16 protein-coding genes are annotated in these 23,451 nt (G+C 58.1%); 7 read left to right on the forward strand and 9 right to left on the reverse strand.

Translation table 11 applies throughout. The features are described 5' to 3' along the window. Window positions 1-800: 800 nt before the first annotated feature. The 4 genes from METAL_RS09495 to METAL_RS09510 form a co-directional block, all read right to left on the reverse strand. Window positions 801-1,514, reverse strand: coding sequence for an OmpA family protein (locus METAL_RS09495; RefSeq protein WP_005371794.1), 714 nt, complete (start codon window positions 1,512-1,514; stop codon window positions 801-803). Between the two features lie 70 nt (window positions 1,515-1,584). Next, window positions 1,585-1,998: an exosortase system-associated protein, TIGR04073 family gene (locus METAL_RS09500; protein WP_005371796.1), complete on the reverse strand. Its 414-nt coding sequence runs from the start codon at window positions 1,996-1,998 to the stop codon at window positions 1,585-1,587. 493 nt (window positions 1,999-2,491) lie between these two features. Continuing rightward, window positions 2,492-4,396, reverse strand: a complete 1,905-nt coding sequence (locus tag METAL_RS09505) for a proton-conducting transporter transmembrane domain-containing protein (RefSeq protein WP_005371798.1) — start codon at window positions 4,394-4,396, stop codon at window positions 2,492-2,494. Next, window positions 4,393-6,954 carry a YbcC family protein gene (locus METAL_RS09510; protein WP_040578316.1) on the reverse strand — a complete coding sequence of 854 codons (2,562 nt, stop codon included), beginning with the start codon at window positions 6,952-6,954 and terminating at the stop codon, window positions 4,393-4,395. Before METAL_RS09510 ends, METAL_RS09505 begins: the two co-directional genes overlap by 4 nt. A gap of 627 nt (window positions 6,955-7,581) precedes the next feature. Between METAL_RS09510 and METAL_RS09515 the strand changes: the two genes are divergently transcribed. From METAL_RS09515 to METAL_RS09540, 6 genes are read left to right on the forward strand one after another with little or no spacing between them, the layout of a single operon-like run. Beyond that, entirely contained in the window at window positions 7,582-9,045 is a 1,464-nt protein-coding gene (locus METAL_RS09515) for a complex I subunit 4 family protein (RefSeq protein WP_005371809.1), read from the forward strand. Between the two features lie 8 nt (window positions 9,046-9,053). Next, window positions 9,054-12,353: a DUF2309 domain-containing protein gene (locus METAL_RS09520; RefSeq protein WP_005371811.1), complete on the forward strand. Its 3,300-nt coding sequence runs from the start codon at window positions 9,054-9,056 to the stop codon at window positions 12,351-12,353. A 2-nt stretch (window positions 12,354-12,355) separates the two neighbouring features. Continuing rightward, complete coding sequence (locus tag METAL_RS09525) at window positions 12,356-13,918, forward strand: proton-conducting transporter transmembrane domain-containing protein (protein WP_005371813.1); 1,563 nt, start codon at window positions 12,356-12,358, stop codon at window positions 13,916-13,918. A 7-nt stretch (window positions 13,919-13,925) separates the two neighbouring features. Next, a complete protein-coding gene (locus METAL_RS09530; RefSeq protein WP_005371816.1) occupies window positions 13,926-15,518 on the forward strand; it encodes a complex I subunit 4 family protein in 1,593 nt (530 codons plus the stop codon). Between the two features lie 2 nt (window positions 15,519-15,520). After that, a complete protein-coding gene (locus METAL_RS09535) occupies window positions 15,521-17,074 on the forward strand; it encodes a complex I subunit 4 family protein (protein WP_245549505.1) in 1,554 nt (517 codons plus the stop codon). Then, window positions 17,071-17,319, forward strand: a complete 249-nt coding sequence (locus METAL_RS09540) for a (2Fe-2S)-binding protein (protein ID WP_005371820.1) — start codon at window positions 17,071-17,073, stop codon at window positions 17,317-17,319. The genes METAL_RS09535 and METAL_RS09540 overlap by 4 nt, the downstream gene beginning before the upstream one ends. 66 nt (window positions 17,320-17,385) lie before the next feature. Here the strand turns inward: METAL_RS09540 and METAL_RS09545 are convergent, their stop codons facing one another. Continuing rightward, entirely contained in the window at window positions 17,386-17,976 is a 591-nt protein-coding gene (locus tag METAL_RS09545) for a DUF502 domain-containing protein (RefSeq protein WP_005371822.1), read from the reverse strand. A 309-nt stretch (window positions 17,977-18,285) separates the two neighbouring features. On the opposite strand from METAL_RS09545, the gene METAL_RS09550 reads away from it, so the two are divergent. Continuing rightward, window positions 18,286-19,243, forward strand: a protein-coding gene (locus METAL_RS09550; protein ID WP_005369238.1) for an IS5 family transposase whose coding sequence is annotated in 2 segments (ribosomal slippage) — window positions 18,286-18,804 and window positions 18,806-19,243 — 957 coding nt in all. Because the reading frame shifts where the segments join, the coding sequence is not laid out codon by codon here. Between the two features lie 427 nt (window positions 19,244-19,670). Here the strand turns inward: METAL_RS09550 and METAL_RS09555 are convergent. The 4 genes from METAL_RS09555 to glyA all read right to left on the reverse strand — a co-directional run bounded on the left by METAL_RS09555 (window position 19,671) and on the right by glyA (window position 23,444). After that, window positions 19,671-21,344 carry a formate--tetrahydrofolate ligase gene (locus tag METAL_RS09555; protein WP_005371826.1) on the reverse strand — a complete coding sequence of 558 codons (1,674 nt, stop codon included), beginning with the start codon at window positions 21,342-21,344 and terminating at the stop codon, window positions 19,671-19,673. Between the two features lie 110 nt (window positions 21,345-21,454). Then, window positions 21,455-21,847, reverse strand: a complete 393-nt coding sequence (locus tag METAL_RS09560; RefSeq protein ID WP_005371829.1) for a type II toxin-antitoxin system VapC family toxin — start codon at window positions 21,845-21,847, stop codon at window positions 21,455-21,457. Beyond that, the gene (locus METAL_RS09565; protein ID WP_005371831.1) at window positions 21,844-22,074 is read right to left on the reverse strand and encodes a hypothetical protein; all 231 of its coding nucleotides are present in this window, start codon (window positions 22,072-22,074) and stop codon (window positions 21,844-21,846) included. Before METAL_RS09565 ends, METAL_RS09560 begins: the two co-directional genes overlap by 4 nt. Before the next feature lie 116 nt (window positions 22,075-22,190). Then, a complete protein-coding gene (glyA, locus tag METAL_RS09570; RefSeq protein ID WP_005371833.1) occupies window positions 22,191-23,444 on the reverse strand; it encodes a serine hydroxymethyltransferase in 1,254 nt (417 codons plus the stop codon). Between the last annotated feature and the right edge of the window lie 7 nt (window positions 23,445-23,451).

A 23,451-nucleotide genomic window follows, 5' to 3' on the forward strand; every position in this document is an offset into this window, starting at 1 on the left:
ACTTGATGGATCATGTGGCGATGCTGTCCGCAGTGGCGAGTCTGGAAATAGTGAAGTCGAGCAGATCGATGTCGGTTTCCTGATCGATGACGGCCGCGGTGGCAAAAGTCGAGGGTTCGGGTCAGGATGGCGCCGGCAGTGACGGTGGCGGTGATGTCGGGCAGGTTCGAGACGGTAATGCCGTTATCGGTCAGATCCTTGATGTTGTCTCCCGTAATCGGGCCGTTCCAGTTATCGGCCGCGGCAATATTATGAGGTAGTGCCGTTTTCTTGTTCGGCAGGGCGTCGACACTGGATTTGGTCGCGCCGTTCGGGGGCGATGGAGAAACTGGCGGCGTCGGTAATTTCTACCGGCGCTGGCCAGCGTCTGCGTGCCGCCGCTCTCGCCAATAGTCAGCCGGGTCGCGTCGATGTCGTTAATTGAACCGGTTTTGGCGGACCAGATTCGTGTCGGTGATGACGATAACACCGGTGCTGGCGTCATATAGCTGGCCGAAGTAGCGGTCGGGGTCGGGTATTACTGACGGTGACGGTATGGAGGCATCGCCGGTATTACCCGCCGCGATGCTGCTATCCCAGTCATTTTGTCGGTCGGTTCCGTCATTTACAAAGCCGGCTTTGCAGCTCTTCGCAGCTAAACTTAACGGCGTTGAGTGATCTGGTAAACCAGGCGGTCAATGTACAGGATCGTTCGAGGCACTATAGATTAAGATCTACAGTTTAAAGGGCTTGTGCCCCACGCCGCTTTTTTCCGGCTTTGTCTTGAAAGCCTGAGCGGGCGCGGGGCGGGAAGACGGTTTTTATTTTAAACCGGCGGCGTTTAAACCTGCGCAGTCCTGATAGGCCGGATGATCGGTGCTCATCATTACCACCCGATGCTGCTGGTTCGGCGTGTTGTCGGGGCCTTCTGCTTCGCCTACCGCTTTGACGCGCAGTTGCTCGGATTTTGCGCCGTGCTCGACGAGCAGCCTAGCGACTGTTTCGGCTCTTCTTTCCGCCAAGCCCTGGTTGCTGGCTTGATTGCCCACCGTATCGGTATAGGCGGTTACGTCGGCGAAAGCATCGGGATGCGATTGCAGGTAGCGGCCCATGATCGCGATGGCCCGATGGTCGGTTCGGTATGGGGTGGCGCTGCCGGTTTTGAAATGGGCGGCGGTATGCTTCGCCACCTCGTTTATATGATGGTTGGGACTGTGGACGGCCGTCAGCCACTGGCAGAGCGCTTTTTCCGATTCCAGACGGTGCTGCGAGGCGGCCCGGGCCGAATCGACCGCATACTGTCCTTCCTCGATATTCCAGTAATGATCGTTTTTCCAGTGATTCAATACCTTGACGGCCTCTTCCAGATTTTCCTCGGCCAGTTCCTCGTGATGGATGGACTGGCCGTAGTCTCCCAGAACGACGGCGTCCACTTCCGAGGTCAGCAGCGGAATGTCTTTGCGGGGCGGCTGTGCGCATCCGGCAAGTGCCGCGGCAATCACCGCACAGGGCAGGTAAAAAAATTGTCTATTCATGGTTTTATCCTCTTAATTCCAAATCAACCGCAGTGGTGAGCAACGATGAGCTGATGGGAACCGGCGCGGCCTAATCGTCGTCGCCGTCGTCCAACGGACCGTAAGTCGTCCAGAAACCGGGATAATGCGCCCCGAAATAGCGCGTATCCTCGCTAAAGCGTTCCCAGACGTAAGGAGGCGTAATGTAATCGTCGGTCGGAATCGGAGAGGTAATTAATTCCGCTGCACCGACAAGGGTGCGGCTGACCGCATGCGCCGTGCCGCGCAGCAGCCCCCAGCTAAAACCGACGAAAATATTTTGATCGTGGCTGATATTGACGATGTTTTTGGGAATTTCGATCCATCCCGTGGTCGTATTGAAAAATCCCTGATTTACTTTAGAGGTAAAACCGGAGAGATAGGTGTGCGCATCGGCATGGGTCGGTCCCGCAGACAGCAGGGCGCCGGTTAGAGCACATAGGCTAAAGAGGTGTTTTTTGTTCATTATCGATTCCTCCCAAAAAATTAAATAGTCGGACCTTGTTTCGCCGAAAAAACACATTCCGGAGAAATTCAATCCGATGAAGCGGGCAAAAAGATCATACAACGGTAAATCTATGAAAGCGACAATTTCTGGATATTGAACACTAAGAAATGGTTCGGCTGGAGATAGCGTCAATTCCCAGACAGGCCTTGCAGGTTCCCGATACAGGATGGCGGTAAGGATTTACTCCTCAGTCGAGTCCGCGAGGCGATATTTCGTAACGGTTTATTTTGTTTGTTTTTTAAGTTCTAAAGCATATTCTAAGGGGTATTTTCCAAAAGTAAAGAGGGAGGCCCGCCCGATAACTTCCCGAAATGAACAACGGTTATCTGCATAAAATCACACCGCCCGAGTGCCGGTCGGTTTTCGCCGAATCCTGCAGCGGTGGCGTGTTTAGGCGCTTTTGTTGCAGGACCGATCCTTCGTCCAACTTTATCGAATGCCGGTCATTTGTTCAATTCCACAGGCCGCCCCGCCCCATGCATAAGCGCAGGAAAATGCGTGCGGCCGCGATTCCGTTCACGACGAACGAGAAGGCGATCAGCGCCGCAAACCAGGGGTGCTGGCTGCTGGCGTGATAGAGCAGCAGGTCTTCGCCAATGAAGGCCGGGGTAATCGGAAAACCGACGAGACCCAGGAAACTGATGAACAGCAACAGCGACAGCCTGGGTTTGGTCTCCGCCATTGCCCGGTAGGCGAACGGCGTTTCCTTGAAATTTTCCGCTTTCAACAGCAGGTGCAATGCTGCAATGCCGAGCAGCCAGGCCGGGATGATGCCGGTCAGGAATACGACCGCATCGTCCCAGGCCGAGTTGACGATGAACCAGACCGCGATGCAGGCGAAGAAATAACTGAGCGCAATGTCGTTCCAGGTTCTGAAAGGGCTGTGCTTCTGGCTGAAGCCGCCCAATGTCGCAAGCACCATCGATACCAGGGCCGGTACCGCCAGGTATTTGTGATGCATCAATTCCGCGTTGGCCACGAATATGAACAGGCCGAAGATGACCAGCGCGGTTGCGCCTTTGATCCAGGGGCTCACCGCGTTCACCGCCGCGCCGATTTTTTTCAGCGGATCCCAGAGCAAAGACCGCATCAACCATTCGAGATTGCATTCCTGCAACGAAAAGACATACAAGGTATTGCGCAGCACTTCCGGCAGGCTGTCGCGGACCGATACGGGCAATCTGTCGCGCAATGAATCAGTTTTGATTGAGAATTGGGTATCCGCGGAGCCTTCGACCCGCAAGAGATGCGCGACGATCGACGGCGAAACCAGCAGTTGATAACAGCGCAAGAACGCATTGCCGAGAAAATGCACCAGCACCAGCGTTTCCAGTCCCAAAGCCAGTTCCATGAACATGAAGCCGACCTGGGTGATCGAGGCGTAGGCGATCTGGCCCTTGATGTTCGATTGGGTCTTTTCGGACAGGCTCGCGATACACACGGTCAGCAGGCCGATCAGAAACACCACGGCGCGGCTGAGAAAATGGTAGCTCCAGATCGGCATCGTGCGCAGCAGCAGGAAGACGCCGAGGTGCACCGACAAGGCGCCGTAAAAAATCGCGCTCGACGGCGTCGGTCCTTCCATCGCGCGCGGCAGCCAGAAGCAGAACGGGAATTGCGCCGATTTTCCGGAAGCGGCCATTACGATCAATAGCGACAGCAGGAGCAGGGCAGGGTAGCCGGCCGGCGGCATCGCCGCGCTTTCGAACAGGCTGGCGATCTGGCCGAAATGGTCGCTTTCATGGAACAGCATGTGCGTCATCCAGGCGCCGAGCAACAGGCCGATGTCGCAAAAACGGTAAACCGTGTAGGCGCGCAGCGCATTGCGGACCGGTTGCGGGCGGTGGCGGTAGAACGCGATCAGCAGGAAGGACGAGACGCCCACGATTTCCCATCCCGCGAACAGCATGTCGATCGAACCGGACAGAATGACCATGATCAGGCCGAACACGAACGCGAAAATGGTCAGGAAAAAACGTTTATAGCCGGCTTCCCGGTGCAGGTAATATTGGCAATAGCGAATGATGATCGAAAAAATGATCCAGATGCAGAACAGGTAAGCCGCCCCAACCTTGTCGAGATAAAACAGGACCGGAAACCGGTAATCGTCCTTCGAATACAGTGTGAAGGCTTCATATTCGTAGCGGGGAAAACCTGCCAGCGCCCAAACGGTCAGCAGGGCGGCGATGCTGATGCCCAGCGCCGCCCCGAACAGGGAGCTGACCGTGGAGATTCTTTTCTCGCCGGCGCTCCAGTAACTGAATTCGGAGAATTTTTTCGTATCCTTGGGCGTCAGGAAGATCGCGATGAAACCCAGCAGGGGCATTAATTGACAGGCCAGAAGCAAACTGTTCATGACGGGCTCCGCATTGTCTGCAACAGATGGACTGGGACGGTTTGGATCTTGCCGGCAAAAGCGGCTTCCGAACAGTCCGCTTCGGGCGTCGGAGGCATGCCGGCCAGATCGACGGATTGCCATTTTGGGTTAGAGTAAAAATAAACGGCGCGTCCGGACGGCTCGAAGCAGGCCAGCCTGATCCAGTCGTGGTCGAACCATTCCCGAGCCTCGCCGATTTTCGCTAAGGATTTATCGATAATCTCTCGGGATTGCTCGATCACGATCAGCAGGCGCGCCGGTTCGTGCACTTCGATCATCTGATTCGGCAGTCCGGTGCGCAGATCGCCTTCGACGCCGTTGGCGACGCCGAGCAGTCCGATTACGTTATGAGGCAGTTTGCTGCCCGCGCCGTACACCGAATTATCGATCCGCGAGAACAGGTATTCCAGATTGATGCCGCCGCAGACCGGCACGATGGCGCTCAGGATTCTGGCCAGGATGGCGCCTTGCGGATCGCTTTCCGGATCGTAGGAATGCAGGAAGGCGCGCCGGTCCATGTAGAGGTTGCGGGTCAGCGCCCGTTTTCCGACGATGCAATACAGGTTGTTCGAATGATTGTATTCGGGCCGGGGTTCGAAGATGGAGTCGGCGCGTCCTTTGACGTGGGCGTGCGCGGCTTCCGGGTCGCGATTCTGCGGTCCCAGTTCGAACCAGCGGCAGCGTTCGAGCGCATTCAGTTCAAGCGCGCGCCGCATCGTTTCCTTGAAGGTTTCCAGTTCCGGCGACGGCTGCGCTTCGAGCAGATGCTCGTCGAAATAGGCGATTTCGTCCCGGCTGGTATTGTGCATCGCCGCAATAAAGCGGGTCGCCTGCGGGATATCGATGCCGCGCTCCCGGAGCAGCGCGCGTACCGGCTCGAGGTTGGCCATCCGGGCGAAGGCGCGCGCATTCGGCGCGCCGGGCTTGCCGGAGCAGGCGCCGCAGTCGTAGGCGGCGAAATGCGGATTGTTCGCGCTGCTGGAGCCGTGAGCCACGACGACGATCCAGGGTGCGAAATTGCGGGTCAGGCCGATATTGCGCAGCAGCCCCTCAATGCGGTCCGCCATTTCGGTAAAGGAAAATCCGAGCATGCGTCCGTCCTCGGTGGGCAGGTCGCTTTCACGCAGAAGATGCAGGTGCGTGTGCGCTTCGACTTCGCTCAACTTATTGATATAAGGTAATTTCCCACCCGGACGGAACACATTCCACATCAAACGGATCGCGTAGCCGATCCCGAGCGTCTGGGTGTAGATCCAGCCTCTGAACAGGGATTGCGGTTTGATATGGAGATCTTTCAACTTTTTTCCTTTCTTGTTTTTCCCCGGTTTATGGGTCAGGCTGGATTCGCGGACGATGTGTTTCGGATGGATAACCGCCGGGCACTGGGCGACGGGAAACGTGTCGTCCAGCCCTTGAAACAGAATGTCGATGCCGAAAAAGCCGGCCGCGCCGAAGGTTTCGACAGCGGGGTTCAACTCTTCGAGATGACGCCGCAGGGAGCCTTCGCGGTCGTCCAGGCAGAACAGGGCCTGAACTTGCGGAGTGCGGGGCTCGTTGCGGTTCCGGTCGATATCGGCGGACGCCGCGATTGCCTTGAGCAGTTCGGCATGCAGCGTCCATTCCATCGCTTCGTGCCAGACCTTCAACCGAAGCGGCACTTTCGGCTTATATCCGGGTTCCGTAAGCAACGGTGCTGTTTGGGAATCGGGTACGGCGGCGACCGTGCTGAACTGACGGCCTTTTTTCAGATTGAGAAAGGCCAACTCGCAGGCGAGCTCGCACGCGATCGTTTCTTTCAACGATAGGGTCCGCCGCGCCAGCAGCATCTGCGGATTCTGTTCCACGAGGCGCACCATGCCGGACCAGCCCGGATGCGCCAGCAGCATTTCGAGCAGATATTGTTCGTAGAGCCGTTCGTCGCCGACGATTTTTTCGAGGCAGGCCAGAATGACCCGGTCCGGCGTTTCGAGCAGCAGCGCGCGCACCTCCGGTTCATGGAGCGGGTATAGCGGCAGCAGACTGTTATGCACCAGCCGCCAGAGACAGTCCCAAAATCGCTCGCCGTTCTGCGGCAGGCTCCAGCGGCTGATGCCCTGGTCCAAAAAATTGGCGAGCAGGCGGAATAAAACCGGATGCACCCGCGCGTCCAAGTCTATTTCAAGGCGGTTCAGCCAGGAGCGGCGGATGCCGTGGTTGGCCATCGACACGGGCGGATAGTGGCTGCGGTTGTCCTCGATGAACAAGGAGCCGCGGAATTTTTCCGCGTCCTCGATATCGGCTGCCGCTTGTCCGATAGCCCATGAAATCGCCGCGTCGGTAATGCGTCCCTGCCGATAGCGTTTCTGGTAATCGGCCAGCGGCAAATAGCTGCGTGCGCCGAAAATCCCGGCCGCGAGCGCCACGCCTTCATGAAAGGCAAGGTGCTGAACCGAGTGAAGTGTATTGTGGTGAACGAAGTCTTTGATCGGCCCCTGGGTAGGAAGCCAGTGCGAGATATGCTCGATGGACGCATCCGGATCGAATTTCGGCGCATTCAACGGTTCGGCAGGACTCGGATTATCCGTAACGGGTCTATATGATGCTGTATTTGGGGGCGTCATGAGAGATTAAAACTTGGAAATAAAAGATCGTGCAATCCGTAACAAGATTCTATATCAGGCGTTTACTTGGCTGGCGGAACAGCTTTTTCAACGCGTCCGCCTGAATCGAAACGGGCGATTCCGTTTCGTGCCGGGCATGCGGCCGCACGCCTCTCTTCAAGCGCCCACTCTTGTTACAAGGAACGTTTTTTATAACTGCTGCATATTTCATGCCGTAACTCAAGCATTTGTTTTTGCTTGATAATAAATTGAGGTGGACATCCAAAGAGGGTCAAAAAAACCATCTTTAGGTGGATTTGAACTGATTTGACCCGGTTTATCGGGTAAAATGCGACCTTTTCATTTCGATTACCCGAAGTTTCAAAGGGATGCGACGAATTTCGGAAGGCTTGCTTGTTGCACGCCGTTTGCTGCAAGATCGAGTATAATGGCCGGCAATTTTTAATTTAGTATCGAATCGATATTTAAGCGGGCGCCGTTTCCGGATTTGCAGCCGATGGTTCCGCCGGTTTTGTTTGCCGATATGACTCGGAACTTGCATTGCTTAGCATATAGAATCAGCACATGGGAATACTCAGTACTTTACTCTGGACGCCGGCGCTGGGGGCTTTTTTGCTCGCGGTGGCGCCGGGCGGCAATGCGTTTTTCATTCGGCTGATCGCGCAGACGTTCTCTCTGTTGACTCTGGTTTTCGCCTGCCGGTTGCTGGGGACTTTCGATCCGACTCAGGCACAACTCCAGTTCAGGGAGTTTTTCGTCGTGAATCCCGATGTCGGCAGCGCGTATTCCCTGGGAGTCGACGGTCTTTCGATGCCGATGGTATTGATGGCCGCGCTGCTGACTTTTTGCGCGCTGCTCGCTTCCCATGCGATCACCAACGGCGTCAAGGGCTATTATTTCTGCATGTTGCTGCTCGAGTTCGGCATGCTCGGCGTTTTTCTCTCTCAGGATTGGGCATTGTTCTACGTTTTCTGGGAAGTCACCCTGATTCCGCTGTTCTTTCTGATCGGCCGCTGGGGCGGCAAGCGCCGCCATGCGGCCAGCCTGAATTTCGTGCTGTACACGATGGGCGGGTCGATTTTCATGCTGATCAGTCTGCTGGCAATCAGCCAGTACGATCTCGACTACGGCGGCTCGCTGATGGCTTCACTGAGCCAGTCCACGTATTCGATGTCCAAAACCGAGCAGATTCTGGTCCTGCTCGGCCTGATCATCGGCTTCGGCGTCAAAATGCCGATCTTCCCGCTGCACGGCTGGCTGCCCCTGGCGCATGTCGAAGCGCCGAGTCCGGTCAGTATCCTGCTGTCCGGCATTTTATTGAAGATGGGCGCCTACGGCCTGCTCAGGTCGATCGCCATGCTGCCCCAGGCGGCGCAGTTTTTTCAGTCCGCGCTGATGATTCTGGGGCTGATCGCAATGATCTACGGCGGTTTGCTGGCCTGGCGGCAGACCGATCTGAAGGCGATGGTCGCTTATTCCTCCATCAGCCACATGGGCATCGTCCTGTTGGGCATCGCGACACTGAACGAGACCGGCATGACCGGCGCGATCCTGCAAATGACCGCCCACGGTTTCATCGCGGCGGCGCTATTTTTGCTGGTCGGCCTGCTGTATGAAAGAACCCATACCCGTAATGTCCGGCATTACAGTTCCCTGATTCAGGTGACGCCCCGTTTCGCGGTGTTCACGACCCTGGCCCTGTTTGCGGCGATGGGGCTGCCGGGGACGGTCGGCTTCATCGCCGAATTTCACGCGCTGGCCGGCGGCTTTCAACAGTGGGGCGGCTGGATGGTCCTGTTCAGCCTCGCCGTCTTATTGAGCGCTTCATACGCGATAAGAACCGTCGGCTTGTTGTTTACCGGGCCGGTCAAGGCCGAGATGCAGCAGGTAGGGGATCTGACGCTGTCCGAGATGTTCACGGCCGGGATGCTGGTTGGCGGCATCATCCTATTGGGCCTCATGCCGCAGCCGTTGATCGCTTTATCCGAGGCGACCGTTTCCCACCTTCATTCACTGGTGTCGCCCTAGGGTTTTTCATGCAGGAATTATCGATATCAGCAGAAACCCGCGCGGGCTCCGGCAATGCGGTCCTGCGCGACGAAATCGCCCGCATCCTGCTTGAACTGGATCATGTATTGCCGGGGCAGGCGCCGATTCTCGACTTCGTGCATCACAATACCCTGCACGGCTATCAGCATCTGCCTTTCGAAGAAGCACTGGCGGAAACGGAGCGGGTGACCGGAATCGGCGGCTATCAGCCCGAGAGCGAATTCCGCGCCTGTTACCGGCAAGGCCGGATCGGCGACGTCGATCTGGCCGCCGGACTCCGGCATTACGTCGACTTCAACCTCGACGATACCGTCTGTGCGGTACGGGGCAAAACCATCCGCCGCGAGGATGTTTACCGGGTTGCGCTGCTGTTCGATCTGGAGCCGATTACCGAAAGCCGGTTGAACTGGAATATTACCGAGCTGGAAGCATTGGACAAGGTTCAACCGGACGTGCCGGAAACGGTGAAAACCGCACTGCTGGGCAAACGGGCGACTTCCCTCGACGAAAAGAACCGGGTCCGTTCGCTCTGGAGCGGCATATTGGACAAGCTGGGGCTGGACCAAACCGTTCCGCATCCCGAAAATCTGTTCGACTTGTCTCCGGAACAGGCCGAGGAATGGATCAATCGGGCGGTGCAGGCGCAGCCGGACGGCAGCCTGACTCTGCACGAAATGATGCGGGCGGAAGCCGGTGCGGCATTGACCCGATTCACGACCGAAATCGGCGACAGACTGACGCTGGGCGGATTCATTCGGGCGATCACCGGCGTCGACGCCTTCGAAACAGTCAAACCGGAACTGATCCGGATCTGCGCCTCCGCGCTGGACGAAGGCATGGCGCCCTGGCAATTGCCGGAGCGCGATACCCTGGGGTTGTATGCCGGCTGGCGCAGCATGTTCCGGTGCGATGTGAATCCGGTTTTTCTCGAACTGCCCGACTGGTCCGAGCTGGTGGACGGGCTTCCCGAAGATCCGGTGGAGGCGGTCATCGGGCAGTTGACCTATCTTGGCCTGCCGCAGGCCAAATGGGCCGGCTACTTGCGGCGATTGGCGCTGGAGCTGCCGGGCTGGTCGGGCATGATCAACTGGCGGCGGCATCATCCCGGTTACCACACGGATCGTCCTGCGGCCGTCGACCTTGCCGATTTTCTGGCGATCCGGCTGATCTACGATCGTCTCTGGCTCGGCCAGATTTGCCGGGACGTATGGAAAATCGAAGCGAAGCTCCCGGCGATCGAAAATTATTTTCGCAAGAATCTTTCCGAATTGATGGTGCGGGAAGCCTTATATAAAGGCGAATTACCGGAGTTCCTGGCGCAAAAAACCAAGACCTTGATTCTGCGCGCCCGCTCCGAGCGCTATTTCAAACCCGAGTGGCAGGCGCTTTCCGATCAGATCCGCACCTGGCAATTGAGCCCGCTGTGCCGCCATGAAAACCGCCATTGCCACTGGAGCAGCGGCTGGCGCTTGTTCCGGCTGTGCCAGCATTTGGGCATCGACGCCGAGGCGGTCGGCGCGATGTCGCGGAACGATCTGGAGATTCTGCTGAAGCAGCTGGATGCGTTTAAGCCGGCCCGGCGCGGCAAGGTCTGGCTGGCTGCCTACGAGCGGAATTACCGCGACAAGCTGCTGCAAGCGATAACCGTCAATCGGGGGCGCGGGCTTTCGGCCGGCCACGGGCGGCAACCAGAAGCGCAACTGGTTTTTTGCATGGACGAGCGCGAGGAAAGTTTCCGGCGGCATCTCGAAGAGCTGAACCCCGCTGTCGAAACCTTCGGGGCGGCCGGCTTTTTCGGGATTCCGATGTATTACAAAGGGCTCGATGACGCGCATACGACGCCTCTGTGCCCGGTCGCGGTCACGCCCGCCCATCTGGTCGAGGAAGTGGTAAGGCCCGGCGCCGAGCAAATCCTGGGCAGGCATCGGCGGGGGCATAAGCTGTTCGGAGGGCTCGCTTATCTGATTCACCACCGTTTGCGCAGCGACCCGTTATCGGCGTATTTCACGACCGTTCTGGCGGCGCCGTTCATCCTGCTCGGATTGCTCGGCGACACGTTGCTGCCCGGTTTCAGATTCCGGTTCAAGCAGAGATTGTCCCGTGCCCTCGATCCCGAAATGCCCACCGCGCTGCGTTTTACCGGCACCGCAGATTCTGCAACGGCGCAGCCGAAGATCGGATTCGGCGATGCCGAGCAGGCCGACCGGATCGAAAACCTGCTCAGGACGCTCGGGCTGACCCAGGGCTTCGCGCCGCTGGTCTGCATGATCGCGCACGGTTCGACCAGTTTGAACAATCCGCACGAGGCGGCCCACGATTGCGGCGCCTGCGGAGGGCGGCGGGGAGGCCCGAACGCGCGCGTCTTCGCGGCGATGGCGAACCGTCCGGAAGTGCGGAAGCTTTTGGCTGAACGCGGCATCGCGATTCCGGCGTCATGCCGGTTCGTCGGCGCGCAGCACGATACCTGCAGCGACGCGATCACTTGGTACGATCTGGACACGCTGCCTCAATCCTGGCATGGACCGTTCGCTGCTCTCCGCCAATCTCTCCATGAAGCGCAGCGTCTTTCCGCGCATGAGCGCTGTCGCCGCTTTTTGCCTGCGGAAGCATTGCCGACGCCGAAACAGGCCTTTGCCCATGTGCAGCGGCGCGCTTCGGACTTGAGCCAGGTGCGCCCCGAGTTCGGCCATGCCGGCAACGCGGCGGCGGTGATCGGCCGACGCCAGCTGACGCGCGGGCTGTTTTTGGACCGGCGCGTCTTCCTGATTTCCTACGATCCCGCTCAGGACCCCGACGGGCGCGTCGTCGAGAACATTTTGCTGACCGCGGGGCCGGTCGGCGCCGGCATCAATCTGGAATATTATTTCTCGACCGTCGATAACGACCGTTTCGGCTGCGGCACCAAGATTCCGCACAACCTGACAGGGCTTTTCGGGGTGATGGAAGGGACCGGCAGCGATTTGCGTACCGGCCTGCCCAGGCAGATGATCGAAATTCACGAGGCGATGCGCCTGCAGGTGATCGTCGAAGCCAAAACGGCCGTGCTCGAGCGGATTTATCAGCGCCAGGAGGCGCTGCGCGAATTGATCGCCAACGGCTGGCTGCATTTGATTGCGATCGATCCGGAAAGCGGAGACGTCTTCCTGTTCGATCGCGACAGAGGATTCGTGCGCTGGCAAGGAGACGGAACGCTGCCGGCCGCCGTCGAAAATTCGCAGGCCGCTTACCGCGGCCGAACCGGACCGGTTGCGCCGGTGCTGCTCCGGCCCGTAACCACCGGAGCCTGAGCATGGATTCGTTAGTCATTTTGATTCCGTTACTGCCTTTCGGCGCCGCGGCGATCATGGGGCTCGGCATTCTGTTCGGTTGGCTGGCCGGCGAGGACAAGGAAGGCGTGACCTCCGGCATCGCCCTCTGGGCCGTCACCATGTCCTGCCTGTTGGCGTTGACGCTGTGCGCCGCCGACATGCTGGGCATGAACCGCGGTACGTTCAATCTGGGAACCTGGCTGCAAAGCGATACATTGCGGATTTCGTTCAATTTTTCGACGCACGGCATCGGCCCCCGGCTCGCTGCGCTGTTCGGGACCCTCCAGGCGATCGTGCTGCGCTTTTCGGTGAATTACCTGCACAAGGAAGCCGGCTTTCACCGTTTCTTTTTCGTGCTGACGCTGTTTACCGGAGCGATGCACTGGCTTGTGCTGGCCGGCAACGCGGCCGCTACGTTTATGGGATGGGAAATCGCCGGCCTCTGCTCCTATCTGTTGATCGCCTACGCGCATGACCGTCCGGCCGCCGCGGCTAACGCGACGCGGGTCTTCGTGACCAGCCGGGTCGGCGATGCGGCTTTCGTGATCGGGATCGGGCTCAGCTACGCCTTCGCGGAAAGCGTCGATTGGACGAGATTGAATGCGCTGGCCGCGCAGTTGCCGTCGGGGGAGGCGGCCGGCATCGCGACTTGTTTCGCGGTCGCGGCATTCGTCAAATCCGCGCAGGTGCCGTTTACTCCCTGGCTGCTGCGCGCGCTCGAAGGGCCGACGCCGTCGAGTGCGGTCTTTTACGGCTCGGTGATGGTGCATGCCGGCATCTTTCTGGTCTGTCTGCTGGAGCCGCTCTTCGAAGCGTCGCCTTTTGCGATGGGGTTGCTGATTGTGGCCGGGGGCGTCACCGCGGTGCACGGTTATTTGCTCGGGCTCACCCAGACCGATATCAAGACCTCGCTGGTTACCGCCGTTTCGGTGCAATTGGGGCTGATGTTTTTCGAATGCGGGCTCGGCTTGTGGCGGTTGGCGGAGTGGCATTTATGCGCGCACGCGGTCGTCCGCGCCTATCAATTGCTGAGCGCGCCGTCGCTGCTGCACAATATCCACGGCACGCCGGTCAAACCGGTCGGGCCAGTCCTGGCTAAAAAGTATTGGCTTTATACCGCCTCGCTGCAGCGTTTCTGGCTGGACTCGCTGACCGATTGCCTGTTGGTCAGGCCGATAGGCCGGCTGTCGCACGACCTTCGCTATTTCGACGATTCCATCATCGATCCGCTGCTGGGCTCGCCGGCGCCGGCGATCAACGCGATTTCTTCGCTGGCTCAGTACGAAGAGCAAAAGATCGGTGCACGCCTGGATAACGATTCCGAGCAGTTTGCGCAAGGCAGCGGCCTGGCAGGCAAACTGGCCGAATGGACGGCGGCGCTGATTCACGGCCTTGAAAGCCGCTTGATGCTGCGCGGCTACGGCAAAAGCGTGTCGGATTTCGGCAGGCGTCTGGGGCGTTCCGCCAACCGCTTCGAAGCGTATATTTTAAGGCCCCGTTATCTGGTACTGTTTGTGTTCGTCACCCTGCTGGTCGCATTCTGAGGCCCCGATGCATTTTCCCGTTAACCCCTGGGCCGCCGCGGCGGCTTTTCCGGTCCTGACCGCGATGACGCTGGTCCCGCTTGCCGCGATGGCCGCGGTATTCTGTACGCGCACCTTGCCGGCCGCCTTTCGCTTCGGGTTTGCCGGCGCGTGCCTGAATGTGTTATTGAGCGTTTATCTGTTGCTGGTGTTCGATGCCGAGGAATCCGGCCTTCATCTGGTCGAACAGATGCACTTTGCCGGATTGAGCTATGCGGTGGGCGTCGACGGGGTCAATATTCTGTTTATTCCGTTGACCGCAGTCATTGCTTTTCTGGTGATGTACTATATCTTTTCGCACTCGCAGAAGCGTTATCACGGCCGTACTTTCGTGGCCTGCGTGCTCGGTTACGAGGCGATTTTAATCGGGGCTTTCGCGTCTTTGAACGTGATGCAGTTCTGGCTATGGAGCGCGCTGGAGCTGATTCCGGTCATTTACCTGACGCTGCACTGCGGTACCGGCCTGCATCGGCGGTGGGCGGTCGACCGCTTCCTGCAATATTGGGGCAGCGCTTTGCTGATGACTCTGGCCGGATTTCTGCTGCTCGGTTTCGGCCTGATCGATTCTGAGCATCCGTTGACTTTCGACTGGCTGACGATCAAGCGGAACAACGCCTATCTCCACGACGAGGCGCTGATATTTGTGCTGCTGTTTTACGGCTTTGCGGTGCGCATGCCGCTGTTTCCGTTTCACGGTTGGCTGCCGATCCTGGCCGAACAGGGCACGGTCGCGAGCTGCGCGATTTTTCTGGCGGGCCTGAAGCTGGGAATTTTCGCGGTTCTCCGGTTTATTTTGCCGTTGCTGCCCGGCGTGGCCGAAGACTGGTCGGGGCTGGTGCTGACCTTGGCGCTGATCAGTATTTTTTATGGCGCGGTCATGGCTTTACTGCAGATCAACATCCGGCGCCTTCTGGCTTTTGCGGTCATCAGCCAGACCGGCATTCTGGTGATCGGGTTGTTCTGTTTCAACGATTTCGGCCTGGAAGGCAGTATCATGCTGTCCATCGCTTACGGCCTGGCGACGGCGGGGATGCTGTTCAGCGTCGGCCTGATCTATGAACGGACCGGCACCGCGGTTATGCCGAGGCTGGGCGGTTTGTTCGATTCGAATCTGACCCTGGGCATGCTGTTCCTGATTTCGGCCTTGAGCACGCTGGTCAAACCCGGCACGCCCGGTTTCGATGCCACGCATCTGATCATCGAGGGCACCGTCGAAGAGCACGGCTGGCTGCTCGCGATCGCGATATTGACCGGCAACCTGCTGGCGGCGGCATTTATTCTCTGGGCCTTCCAGCGCATTTTTCTGGCGACTTCCAGGCGTTTCGCGCAGCCTTATTCGAGCCTGCACCATCCGGTGCTGAAAGAGCGTCTGATCACGCTTGTGATCTGCACTTTGCTGATCGGGACGGGATTTTACATGCGGCCCTGGCTCAGGCTCGTCGACCAGGACGCCGCGCTGATCACGAAAGGCTACCCGATTCACAGCTCGATGCCGCATGATCACCCGGCGGGAATATCCGGGTCCGATAATGTTCAATTCGAGGAAGAACAGCAGCCATGAATATGCCGGAGTTTCCCTTGCTCAGTATTTTGATCTGGCTGCCGATGCTGGGGGCGGCGGCGGTCGGCCTGGTGCGGAACCTCCAGGCCGCCAAATGGAGCGCTCTTTCGGTCGCCGGTCTGGAGCTGGCCGTTGCGCTCGCCGCTGCCGGCCGGTTTCAAGCGGAGAGCGGCAACGAATTGCAGTGGGTCGAGCATCATGCCTGGATCGAACGGTTGAATATCAATTACTTTCTCGGTGCGGACGGCATATCGATTCTGCTGCTGCCCTTGTCGGCGCTGCTGACCTTGCTGACTTTGCTGGCGACCTGGAATTCGGTGCAGCGCCTGCCGCGTTTTCACCTGTCGCTGCTGCTCGCGCTCGAAGGCGTGACGATGGGCGTATTCACCGCGATGGACATGATCCTGTTCTTTCTGTTCTGGGAGCTGACCCTGGTGCCGATTTTCTTTTTGATCGGCTTGTGGGGCATCGGTCCCGGACGGCGCGAAGCCGCCATGAAATACACGCTGGTGATGCTGTTCGGCGGCGTTGCGCTGCTGTTCGCGATCATTCTGCTTGCGTTCAACCATGCCGACACGATCCAGGGCCATATTCCGGGCGATCTGTCGTTCAGTCTGCCGATGCTGTCGGCCACGCCGTTGTCGGGACGGACGGAAACGGCGGTGTTCATTCTGTTGATGCTCGGTTTCGCGGTGAAAGCGCCTTTGCCGCCTTTTCATACCTGGCTGCCGACGGTAGCGATGGAAGGATCGACTCAAATGACCGCTCTGTTGACCGGGCTTAAACTGGGCGTTTACGGGATCATCCGCTTCGCGATGCCGCTGGCGCCGGCTTCGGCGGTCGAATACAACTGGGCGCTCGGCATCATCGGCGCGGTCACGCTGATCTACGGCGCGTTGGTCGCTATGCAGCAAAGCAATTTGCGCCGCTTGCTGGCCTATGGCAGCATCAGCCATATCGGGCTGGTCATCGTGGGGCTGTCTTCGCTGAATATACAGGGAATCCAGGGCGCGTTGTTCCAACTGGTCAACTTCTCGATCGAAGGAAGCGCCTTGATGCTGATCGCCGGCTTTATTCATCACCGCCTCGGCAGTAACGAAAAAGTGCACATGGGCGGGCTCGCCACGGCGGTGCCCCGGCTGACCGGCTTTTATTTGCTGTTTATGCTGGCCAGCCTGGGAATACCCGGAACCAGCGGTTTTCCGGCCGAATTGCTGATGATCGTCAGCGCGTTGACCTCGCATCCGAGCCTGGCCATTGCCGCGCTGGCCGGAACGATTCTCGGCGCCGCTTACATGCTGTCGTTCACGCGCCAGGCCTTCTTGGGACCGGCGACAAGCGCCGCGGTCAGGCAATTGCAGGATTTGCGCCCGCGCGAGCTGGGCGTTCTTTGCGTGCTCGGCATGCTGGTCCTCTCATTCGGCCTGTGGCCGGATACGGTTCTGGAAAATCAACGGGCTGCAGCCGAAGTCTGGCTGAATCATTTGCTCGAACCGCCGGCGATGGACGGCTCCGGTTTCGATCCGGAGGTACCGGATCCGGAAACCCGCGAATGACAAATGGAAATTTCGAGATGCATGAGAGCAGGCCGGCCGGAAAAACCGACGTTATCTGTCATTGCAGCGGGACTACCGGAGAGAAGATCAGGGCGCTGGTCGGTCGGGGGATCGGTGATCTGGAGCATATATCCCGGCTGACCGGCGTTTGCGCGGGATGCGGAGCCTGCGAGCGCGCGGTATCGGATTTGCTGGCCGAGTTGGGCGGGCGTCCGGATTCGATATGTCCGCCCATCATCCCTTGAGGGCGGCTTCGGTCCGGGAGCCCGTTGGGAACTCCCGGCGTTAACGGCATTGCCCCTGTACCCCGGTTATTTATAGAGGGTTTTGGCTTCTTCGGACTTCGCGAAATCGACGCCGACGCTGATGACGAAACTCGAAACCTCTTCGATGTTCATCTGTGATTGCATCACCTTGGATTTGTGCACCATCACCGTGAAACCGGATGTCGGGTTGGGAGAGGTAGGGATGTAAAGAATATAGCAATCGCCGATGCGGTTCGTGACATAGGCGGGTACCCACATGCCATCTTTGGGGTATTCGACGTAAACCGCTTCGCGAAGTTGCGATTCCTCGGCGGTTAGAAACAAGCGCAGCAATTTGCGCGTAACCCGGTAAATGCTGCCGATGATCGGGATTCTCTGGATTAGCGATTCCAGATAATAGAGCAAATGCGCTCTGTCCTGTTTCAGCAATTTGCCGAAATAGGCCAAAAGGCCGATCGCGGCGGCGAACAGGACGATGGTCACCAGAGAATTGTCGTATTTGCCGTGTACCAGCAACACGAAATTCTTCAACGCACGCTGAACATAGACAATGATCTGAAAGATCAGCACGATCGGAACGAAGCCGACTATGCCGATCAGAACATCATTTACCAGCGTTTTAAGTTTGCTTGCCATCGAGTTTTCCCCTTTGTGTGTGCTTGTATGAGACATCAATGATGCGGCCATTTCGCTTCGTTGCAGCGCACGGAATCACGGCCGGCTCGAATTTACTTTAGCGAAGCCGTTGGCTCGACGCCAGTAGAAAATTTCATCATTGATAGAAAATTCCGTCATCGGTCGGCTTCGTCCGGAAAAAGGCCGGTTCGTACACAAAAACGAAGGGAGGTATTGCCGTTGTCGCCTTCTTGTTTTAAGGAAACTCTGAATAAGTCCTACGCCTGGGATAAAATATCCGCAGCTTGCCATTTTCGATAGGTGCCCGCCATGAAGCAACTCGGACTCAGTGCCCCACTGTTTGTGAAGAAACCGAAACAGACTCGGCGGCAGCAATTTCTCCAAGAGATGGAGCAGGTAGTGCCTTGGAGTTTGTGGACGAGCCGGATAGCGCCGCACTACCCGACAGCGGGCCGAGGCCGCCGCCCCTTTCCCTTGGCGACGATGTTGCGCATTCACCTGATGCAGCAGTGGTTCGGCTATTCCGATCCGGCGATGGAGGAAGTATTGCACGACATGCCGCTGCTGCGCGAGTTTGCCGGGCTCGATGCGGGCGAGGACGCCCTGCCGGATGAAACCACGATCCTCAAGTTCCGGCATCTGCTGGAACGCCATCAGTTGGCACAAACCCTATTTGATGAAACGGCGGCGCTGTTGGCCGAAAAAGGCCTGTTGCTACGGCAAGGCACGATCGTCGATGCGACATTAATCGCTGCCCCGCCGTCCACCAAGAACCGGGCGCGCAAACGGGATGCCGAGATGAGTTCGACCAAGAAAGGGAACAATTACCCACTTTGGGATGAAGGCGCACATTGGGGTCGATGCCGAGTCGGGGTTAGTGCATACTGTGGAGATGACCACCGCCAAGGTGGCGGATGGGGTCATGACGGAGGCGTTGCTGCACGGCGAGGAACGGGTCGTGCTGGGCGATCGGGCCTATACCCGCAAGGACCGGAATCTGGCGGCGGATCGCCTGGAAGGTGAGCCGGTTTGGGCCTTTCCGTTCAAGCGGGGGAAGGGTGAGGAGTTGCCGGTAGAGCAAGCCCTTCACAACCACATGCTGGCGCCGTTACGCGCCATGGTCGAACATCCGTTCCGGATCGTCAAGCGCCAGTTCGGCTATACCAAAGTGCGTTACCGGGGGCTGTTCAAGAATGCCCAACAACTCTACTTGCTGTTTGCCCTGGGCAATCTTTATCACGTTCGGCAGGCGCTGCAGCCGACCTAGGGAGACCTTTGTCCTTCGCCCTGGAAAACCGAGAACACTGAGTGAAATCACCCCGATAGCGGGCGCTGCCGGGAAGGATTTGCCCATTTTCGGCGAGGTGCCACGGATGTCGCACGGTGTCGCTTATAAAAACCACTTATTCAGAGCTTCCTTAACGGCATGAAGACAAGGAGACAAAATCGATTTGGCGGCCGGAGCAAAAGACCCCGGCCGGCCATGCACAACGTTTTTGAGTATCTAGAGCATTTTCATATCGCGTATAAGTGCACAATACCGTTAAGTCCAGCCGTCATCTCGGCAGGGATTGCCGAAATCCAGGGTACAGGGAGGTATGAGAGCCAACCCGCCTGGGTTTCTGGATGCCGGTAATCCCGGCCGGAATGACGTGTTTTCCTTACGAAGGCCATATTCCCAAAGCGAAAATGCTCTAAAACAACCCGCTGATCCGTCCATTTTCGTCGATGTCGATCTTCTCCGCCGCCGGCACTTTCGGCAGGCCCGGCATGGTCATGATATCGCCGGCGATCGCGACGATGAAGCCCGCGCCGTTGGCCAATCTGACTTCTCTGATTTCGACCGTGTGTCCGGACGGGGCGCCCTTGATCGACGCGTCGGTCGAAAACGACATCTGCGTCTTCGCTATGCAGATCGGGAAACGGCCGTAGTCGCCGTTCCAGGCCGCCAACTGGGCCTTTACTTTCGCGTTCGCGGTGACTTTGGCCGCGCCGTACAGCTTGGTCGCGATCGTTTCGATTTTTTCCCACAGGCTCAAATGGTCGTCGTAGACGAAGCGGCAGCCATCCAGGTGGCGGTCGGCCGTCTCGGCGACCGCGTGCGCGAGCCGTTCGGCGCCCTTGCCGCCTTCGGCCCAGTGTTTCGAGGCGATGCAGACTGCGCCGAGCGTCCGGCATTTGTCCTGCAGTAAGTCGAGTTCGGCCTCGGTGTCGAAGGTGAAATGGTTGATGCAGATCACGCAGGGCAGGCCGTAATGTTCGGTGATGTTCCGGTAATGCCGTTCCAGGTTCGTGAAACCCTGTTCGAGCGCGCCGAGGTTTTCCCGATTCAGGTCTTCCTTCGCGACGCCGCCGTGGAATTTCAGTGCCCGGACCGTCGCGACCAGCACCACCGCCGATGGCTTCAGGCCGGCCATCCGGCATTTGATATCGACGAATTTTTCCGCACCGAGATCGGCTCCGAAGCCGGCTTCGGTGATCACGTAATCGGCCAGCTTCAGCGCGGTCTTAGTCGCGGTGACCGTGTTGCAGCCGTGCGCGATGTTTGCAAACGGGCCGCCGTGGATGATCGCGATGTTGTTTTCGAGCGTCTGCACCAGGTTCGGCTTGATCGCGTCTTTCAGCAGCGCCGCCATCGCGCCGTGCGCATTCAGGTCGCGCGCGTAGACCGGCGTTTTGTTGTCGGTCTTGTAGCCGATCACGATCCGGCCGAGCCGCTCCTTCAGATCGGTGATGTCGGTCGCGAGGCAGAGGATCGCCATCACTTCCGAGGCGACCACGATGTCGTAGCCGTCTTCGCGCAGATAGCCGTTCGCGGGGCCGCCCATGCCGAGCACGATATTCCGCAGCGCCCGGTCGTTCATGTCGACGACGCGTTTCCATTGAATCCGGCGCAGGTCGATGCCTAGCGCATTGCCGTGGTTGATATGGTTGTCGATCAGGGCCGAGAGCAGGTTGTGCGCGACGCCGATCGCATGGAAATCGCCGGTGAAGTGCAGGTTGATGTCTTCCATCGGCACGACCTGCGCATGGCCGCCGCCGGCGGCTCCCCCTTTGACGCCGAAGCAGGGGCCGAGCGAGGGCTCGCGCAGGCACATGATCGTCTTTTTGCCGATCCGGTTCATCGCATCGCCGAGGCCGACGGTGGTGGTGGTTTTGCCTTCGCCGGCCGGCGTCGGGCTGATCGCGGTGACCAGAATCAGTTTGCCGTCCGGCTTGCCGCCGAGGCTGTTCACATAATCCAGCGACAATTTGGCTTTGTAGTGGCCGTACGGGTCGAGATGTTCGGCGTCGATGCCGAAATGCTCTTTTGCGAGGCCGATGATCGGCTTCATCTTCGCCTGTTGGGCGATTTCTATGTCGGACATGAATTTTTTCCTGTTGCAGACCCGGCCAGGGTTGGAATAAATAGCCGGAAAGTCTAATTTAAGGTTGAAAATTGATTTTTATGGCACCGAGCGTATCCCTGGATAGAGAGTTAACTAGCTCCGGGTAACATTGAAACTGAATACTGCGCAAATTGAGAATCATGAGTGACAACGGACAACTGCTCCACTTGGGCTTGAGCAATAATCAAGCGATCGAAAGGATCGCGATGGTGAAAAGGCAAATTCAGTAATTGCAGTAAGTGCGATGTTTTAATCGGTAAAAGGGTTATTCCTTGTTGATGCAGAACGCTTTCAACGGTAGATAAATCGTCCAGAAGCTCTAATTTTCCGAGCGAAATCTTGATAGCGATCTCCCATAGGCTGGCAATACTGACGGCAATGCTGTTATGCCGGTCTTCGATGTATCGTTTCCAGGTATCAGGTAATTTCGGGTCGTTCTCCAAATACCAGAGCAGAATGTGCGTATCGAGCAGCAACTTCATGACTGATATTCGTCGAAGTCCGGTAATGGCGCATCGAAGTCGTCGCCGATCTTGATGCGCCCGGCCAAAGCGCCCGCTTTACGCAGCATTAACGGTGCATTTTCTCCTTGTTGCGCTACCGCATCGGAAACCGCTATTTCGATCGTTTTGTCATGAAACAGGGCTTTCAAGGAGTTGATGAAATCTTCATTCAGCTCATTGGCTTGCAGTCTGTATGTGGTATGCATAATGATTCAATTGAGCATGGTGAAAATATGATAATGGACAACAACTACTGGTCGTTGTCCAAAATGCGAGGGAAGCGATAAAACTGTCCCAAATTGAGGTGTGCCTAGCTGTATGCCTAGCCGTACACTGGAAAACGCGTGCATAGGGCCGCGACCTTCTCGCGCACCGCCGCAATCACGTTTTCATCTTCAATGTTTTCCATTACATCGCACATCCAGTGCGCGACCTCGATTACCTGTTCTTCCTTGAAGCCGCGCGTAGTGGGGGCAGGCGTGCCGACCCGGATGCCGCTGGTTACGAACGGCGACTGCGGGTCGTTCGGCACCGCATTCTTATTGACCGTGATGTGGGCCTTGCCGAGCGCGGCGTCGGCGGCCTTGCCGGTAATGCCTTTCGGAATTAGCGAGACCAGCATCAGATGGTTGTCGGTGCCGCTCGAAACCACGTCGAAACCCCGTTCGATGAAGACTTTCGCCATCGCTTGTGCATTCTTGATCACCTGTTGCTGATAGGTTTTGAATTCCGGCTCCATCGCTTCCTTGAATGCGACCGCTTTCGCTGCGATCACGTGCATCAAGGGGCCACCCTGGATGCCGGGGAAGATCATCGAGTTGATTTTCTTTTCGAGCTCGGGATTGGCTTTACCCAGGATGATGCCGCCGCGCGGACCACGCAGGCTTTTGTGCGTGGTGGTGGTGACGATGTCGGCGTAAGGCACCGGGTTCGGGTACAAGCCCGCGGCGACCAGGCCCGCGACGTGCGCCATGTCGACCAGCAGGTAAGCGCCGACCGCGTTGGCGATTGCGCGGAAACGCCTCCAGTCCATGATCCGCGAATATGCCGAGAAACCGGCGACGATCACTTTCGGCTGGTGTTCGCGCGCCAGGGCCTCGATCCGGTCGTAGTCGAGCAGGCCGGTGGCCGGATCCAGATGGTATTGCACCGCGTTGTAAATTTGACCGGAGAAATTCGGTTTGGCGCCGTGCGTCAGGTGGCCGCCGTCGGATAGCGCCAGGCCTAAAATGGTGTCGCCCGGCTTGATCAGCGCCATATAGGCGGCGGCGTTGGCCTGCGAGCCGGAGTGCGCCTGCACGTTCGCCCAGTCGGCGCCGAATAGCTGCTTGGCGCGGTCGATGGCCAGTTGTTCGACGGTATCGACGTATTCGCAGCCGCCGTAGTAGCGTTTGCCCGGATAGCCTTCGGCGTATTTGTTGGTCAGTACGGTGCCCTGCGCTTCCTGAACGCGCGGGCTGGAATAGTTCTCCGAAGCGATCAGCTCGATATGGTCTTCCTGGCGGCGGCGTTCTTCTTTGAGCGCCTGGAATAATTCATCGTCGAAGCCTTCGATGGTCATCGATTTATCAAACATGCAAATC

Origin of the sequence: Methylomicrobium album BG8 (assembly GCF_000214275.2) — a bacterium.
In the GTDB taxonomy this organism is placed as follows: domain Bacteria; phylum Pseudomonadota; class Gammaproteobacteria; order Methylococcales; family Methylomonadaceae; genus Methylomicrobium; species Methylomicrobium agile.

Bases quoted from the DNA above. Each gene is read 5' to 3' on its own strand.
- METAL_RS09495 (WP_005371794.1), bottom strand. From the start codon at position 1,514: ATGAATAGACAATTTTTTTACCTGCCCTGTGCGGTGATTGCCGCGGCA.
- METAL_RS09500 (WP_005371796.1), bottom strand. From the start codon at position 1,998: ATGAACAAAAAACACCTCTTTAGCCTATGTGCTCTAACCGGCGCCCTG.
- METAL_RS09505 (WP_005371798.1), bottom strand. From the start codon at position 4,396: ATGAACAGTTTGCTTCTGGCCTGTCAATTAATGCCCCTGCTGGGTTTC.
- METAL_RS09515 (WP_005371809.1), top strand. From the start codon at position 7,582: ATGGGAATACTCAGTACTTTACTCTGGACGCCGGCGCTGGGGGCTTTT.
- METAL_RS09520 (WP_005371811.1), top strand. From the start codon at position 9,054: ATGCAGGAATTATCGATATCAGCAGAAACCCGCGCGGGCTCCGGCAAT.
- METAL_RS09525 (WP_005371813.1), top strand. From the start codon at position 12,356: ATGGATTCGTTAGTCATTTTGATTCCGTTACTGCCTTTCGGCGCCGCG.
- METAL_RS09530 (WP_005371816.1), top strand. From the start codon at position 13,926: ATGCATTTTCCCGTTAACCCCTGGGCCGCCGCGGCGGCTTTTCCGGTC.
- METAL_RS09535 (WP_245549505.1), top strand. From the start codon at position 15,521: ATGCCGGAGTTTCCCTTGCTCAGTATTTTGATCTGGCTGCCGATGCTG.
- METAL_RS09540 (WP_005371820.1), top strand. From the start codon at position 17,071: ATGACAAATGGAAATTTCGAGATGCATGAGAGCAGGCCGGCCGGAAAA.
- METAL_RS09545 (WP_005371822.1), bottom strand. From the start codon at position 17,976: ATGGCAAGCAAACTTAAAACGCTGGTAAATGATGTTCTGATCGGCATA.
- METAL_RS09555 (WP_005371826.1), bottom strand. From the start codon at position 21,344: ATGTCCGACATAGAAATCGCCCAACAGGCGAAGATGAAGCCGATCATC.
- METAL_RS09560 (WP_005371829.1), bottom strand. From the start codon at position 21,847: ATGAAGTTGCTGCTCGATACGCACATTCTGCTCTGGTATTTGGAGAAC.
- METAL_RS09565 (WP_005371831.1), bottom strand. From the start codon at position 22,074: ATGCATACCACATACAGACTGCAAGCCAATGAGCTGAATGAAGATTTC.
- glyA (WP_005371833.1), bottom strand. From the start codon at position 23,444: ATGTTTGATAAATCGATGACCATCGAAGGCTTCGACGATGAATTATTC.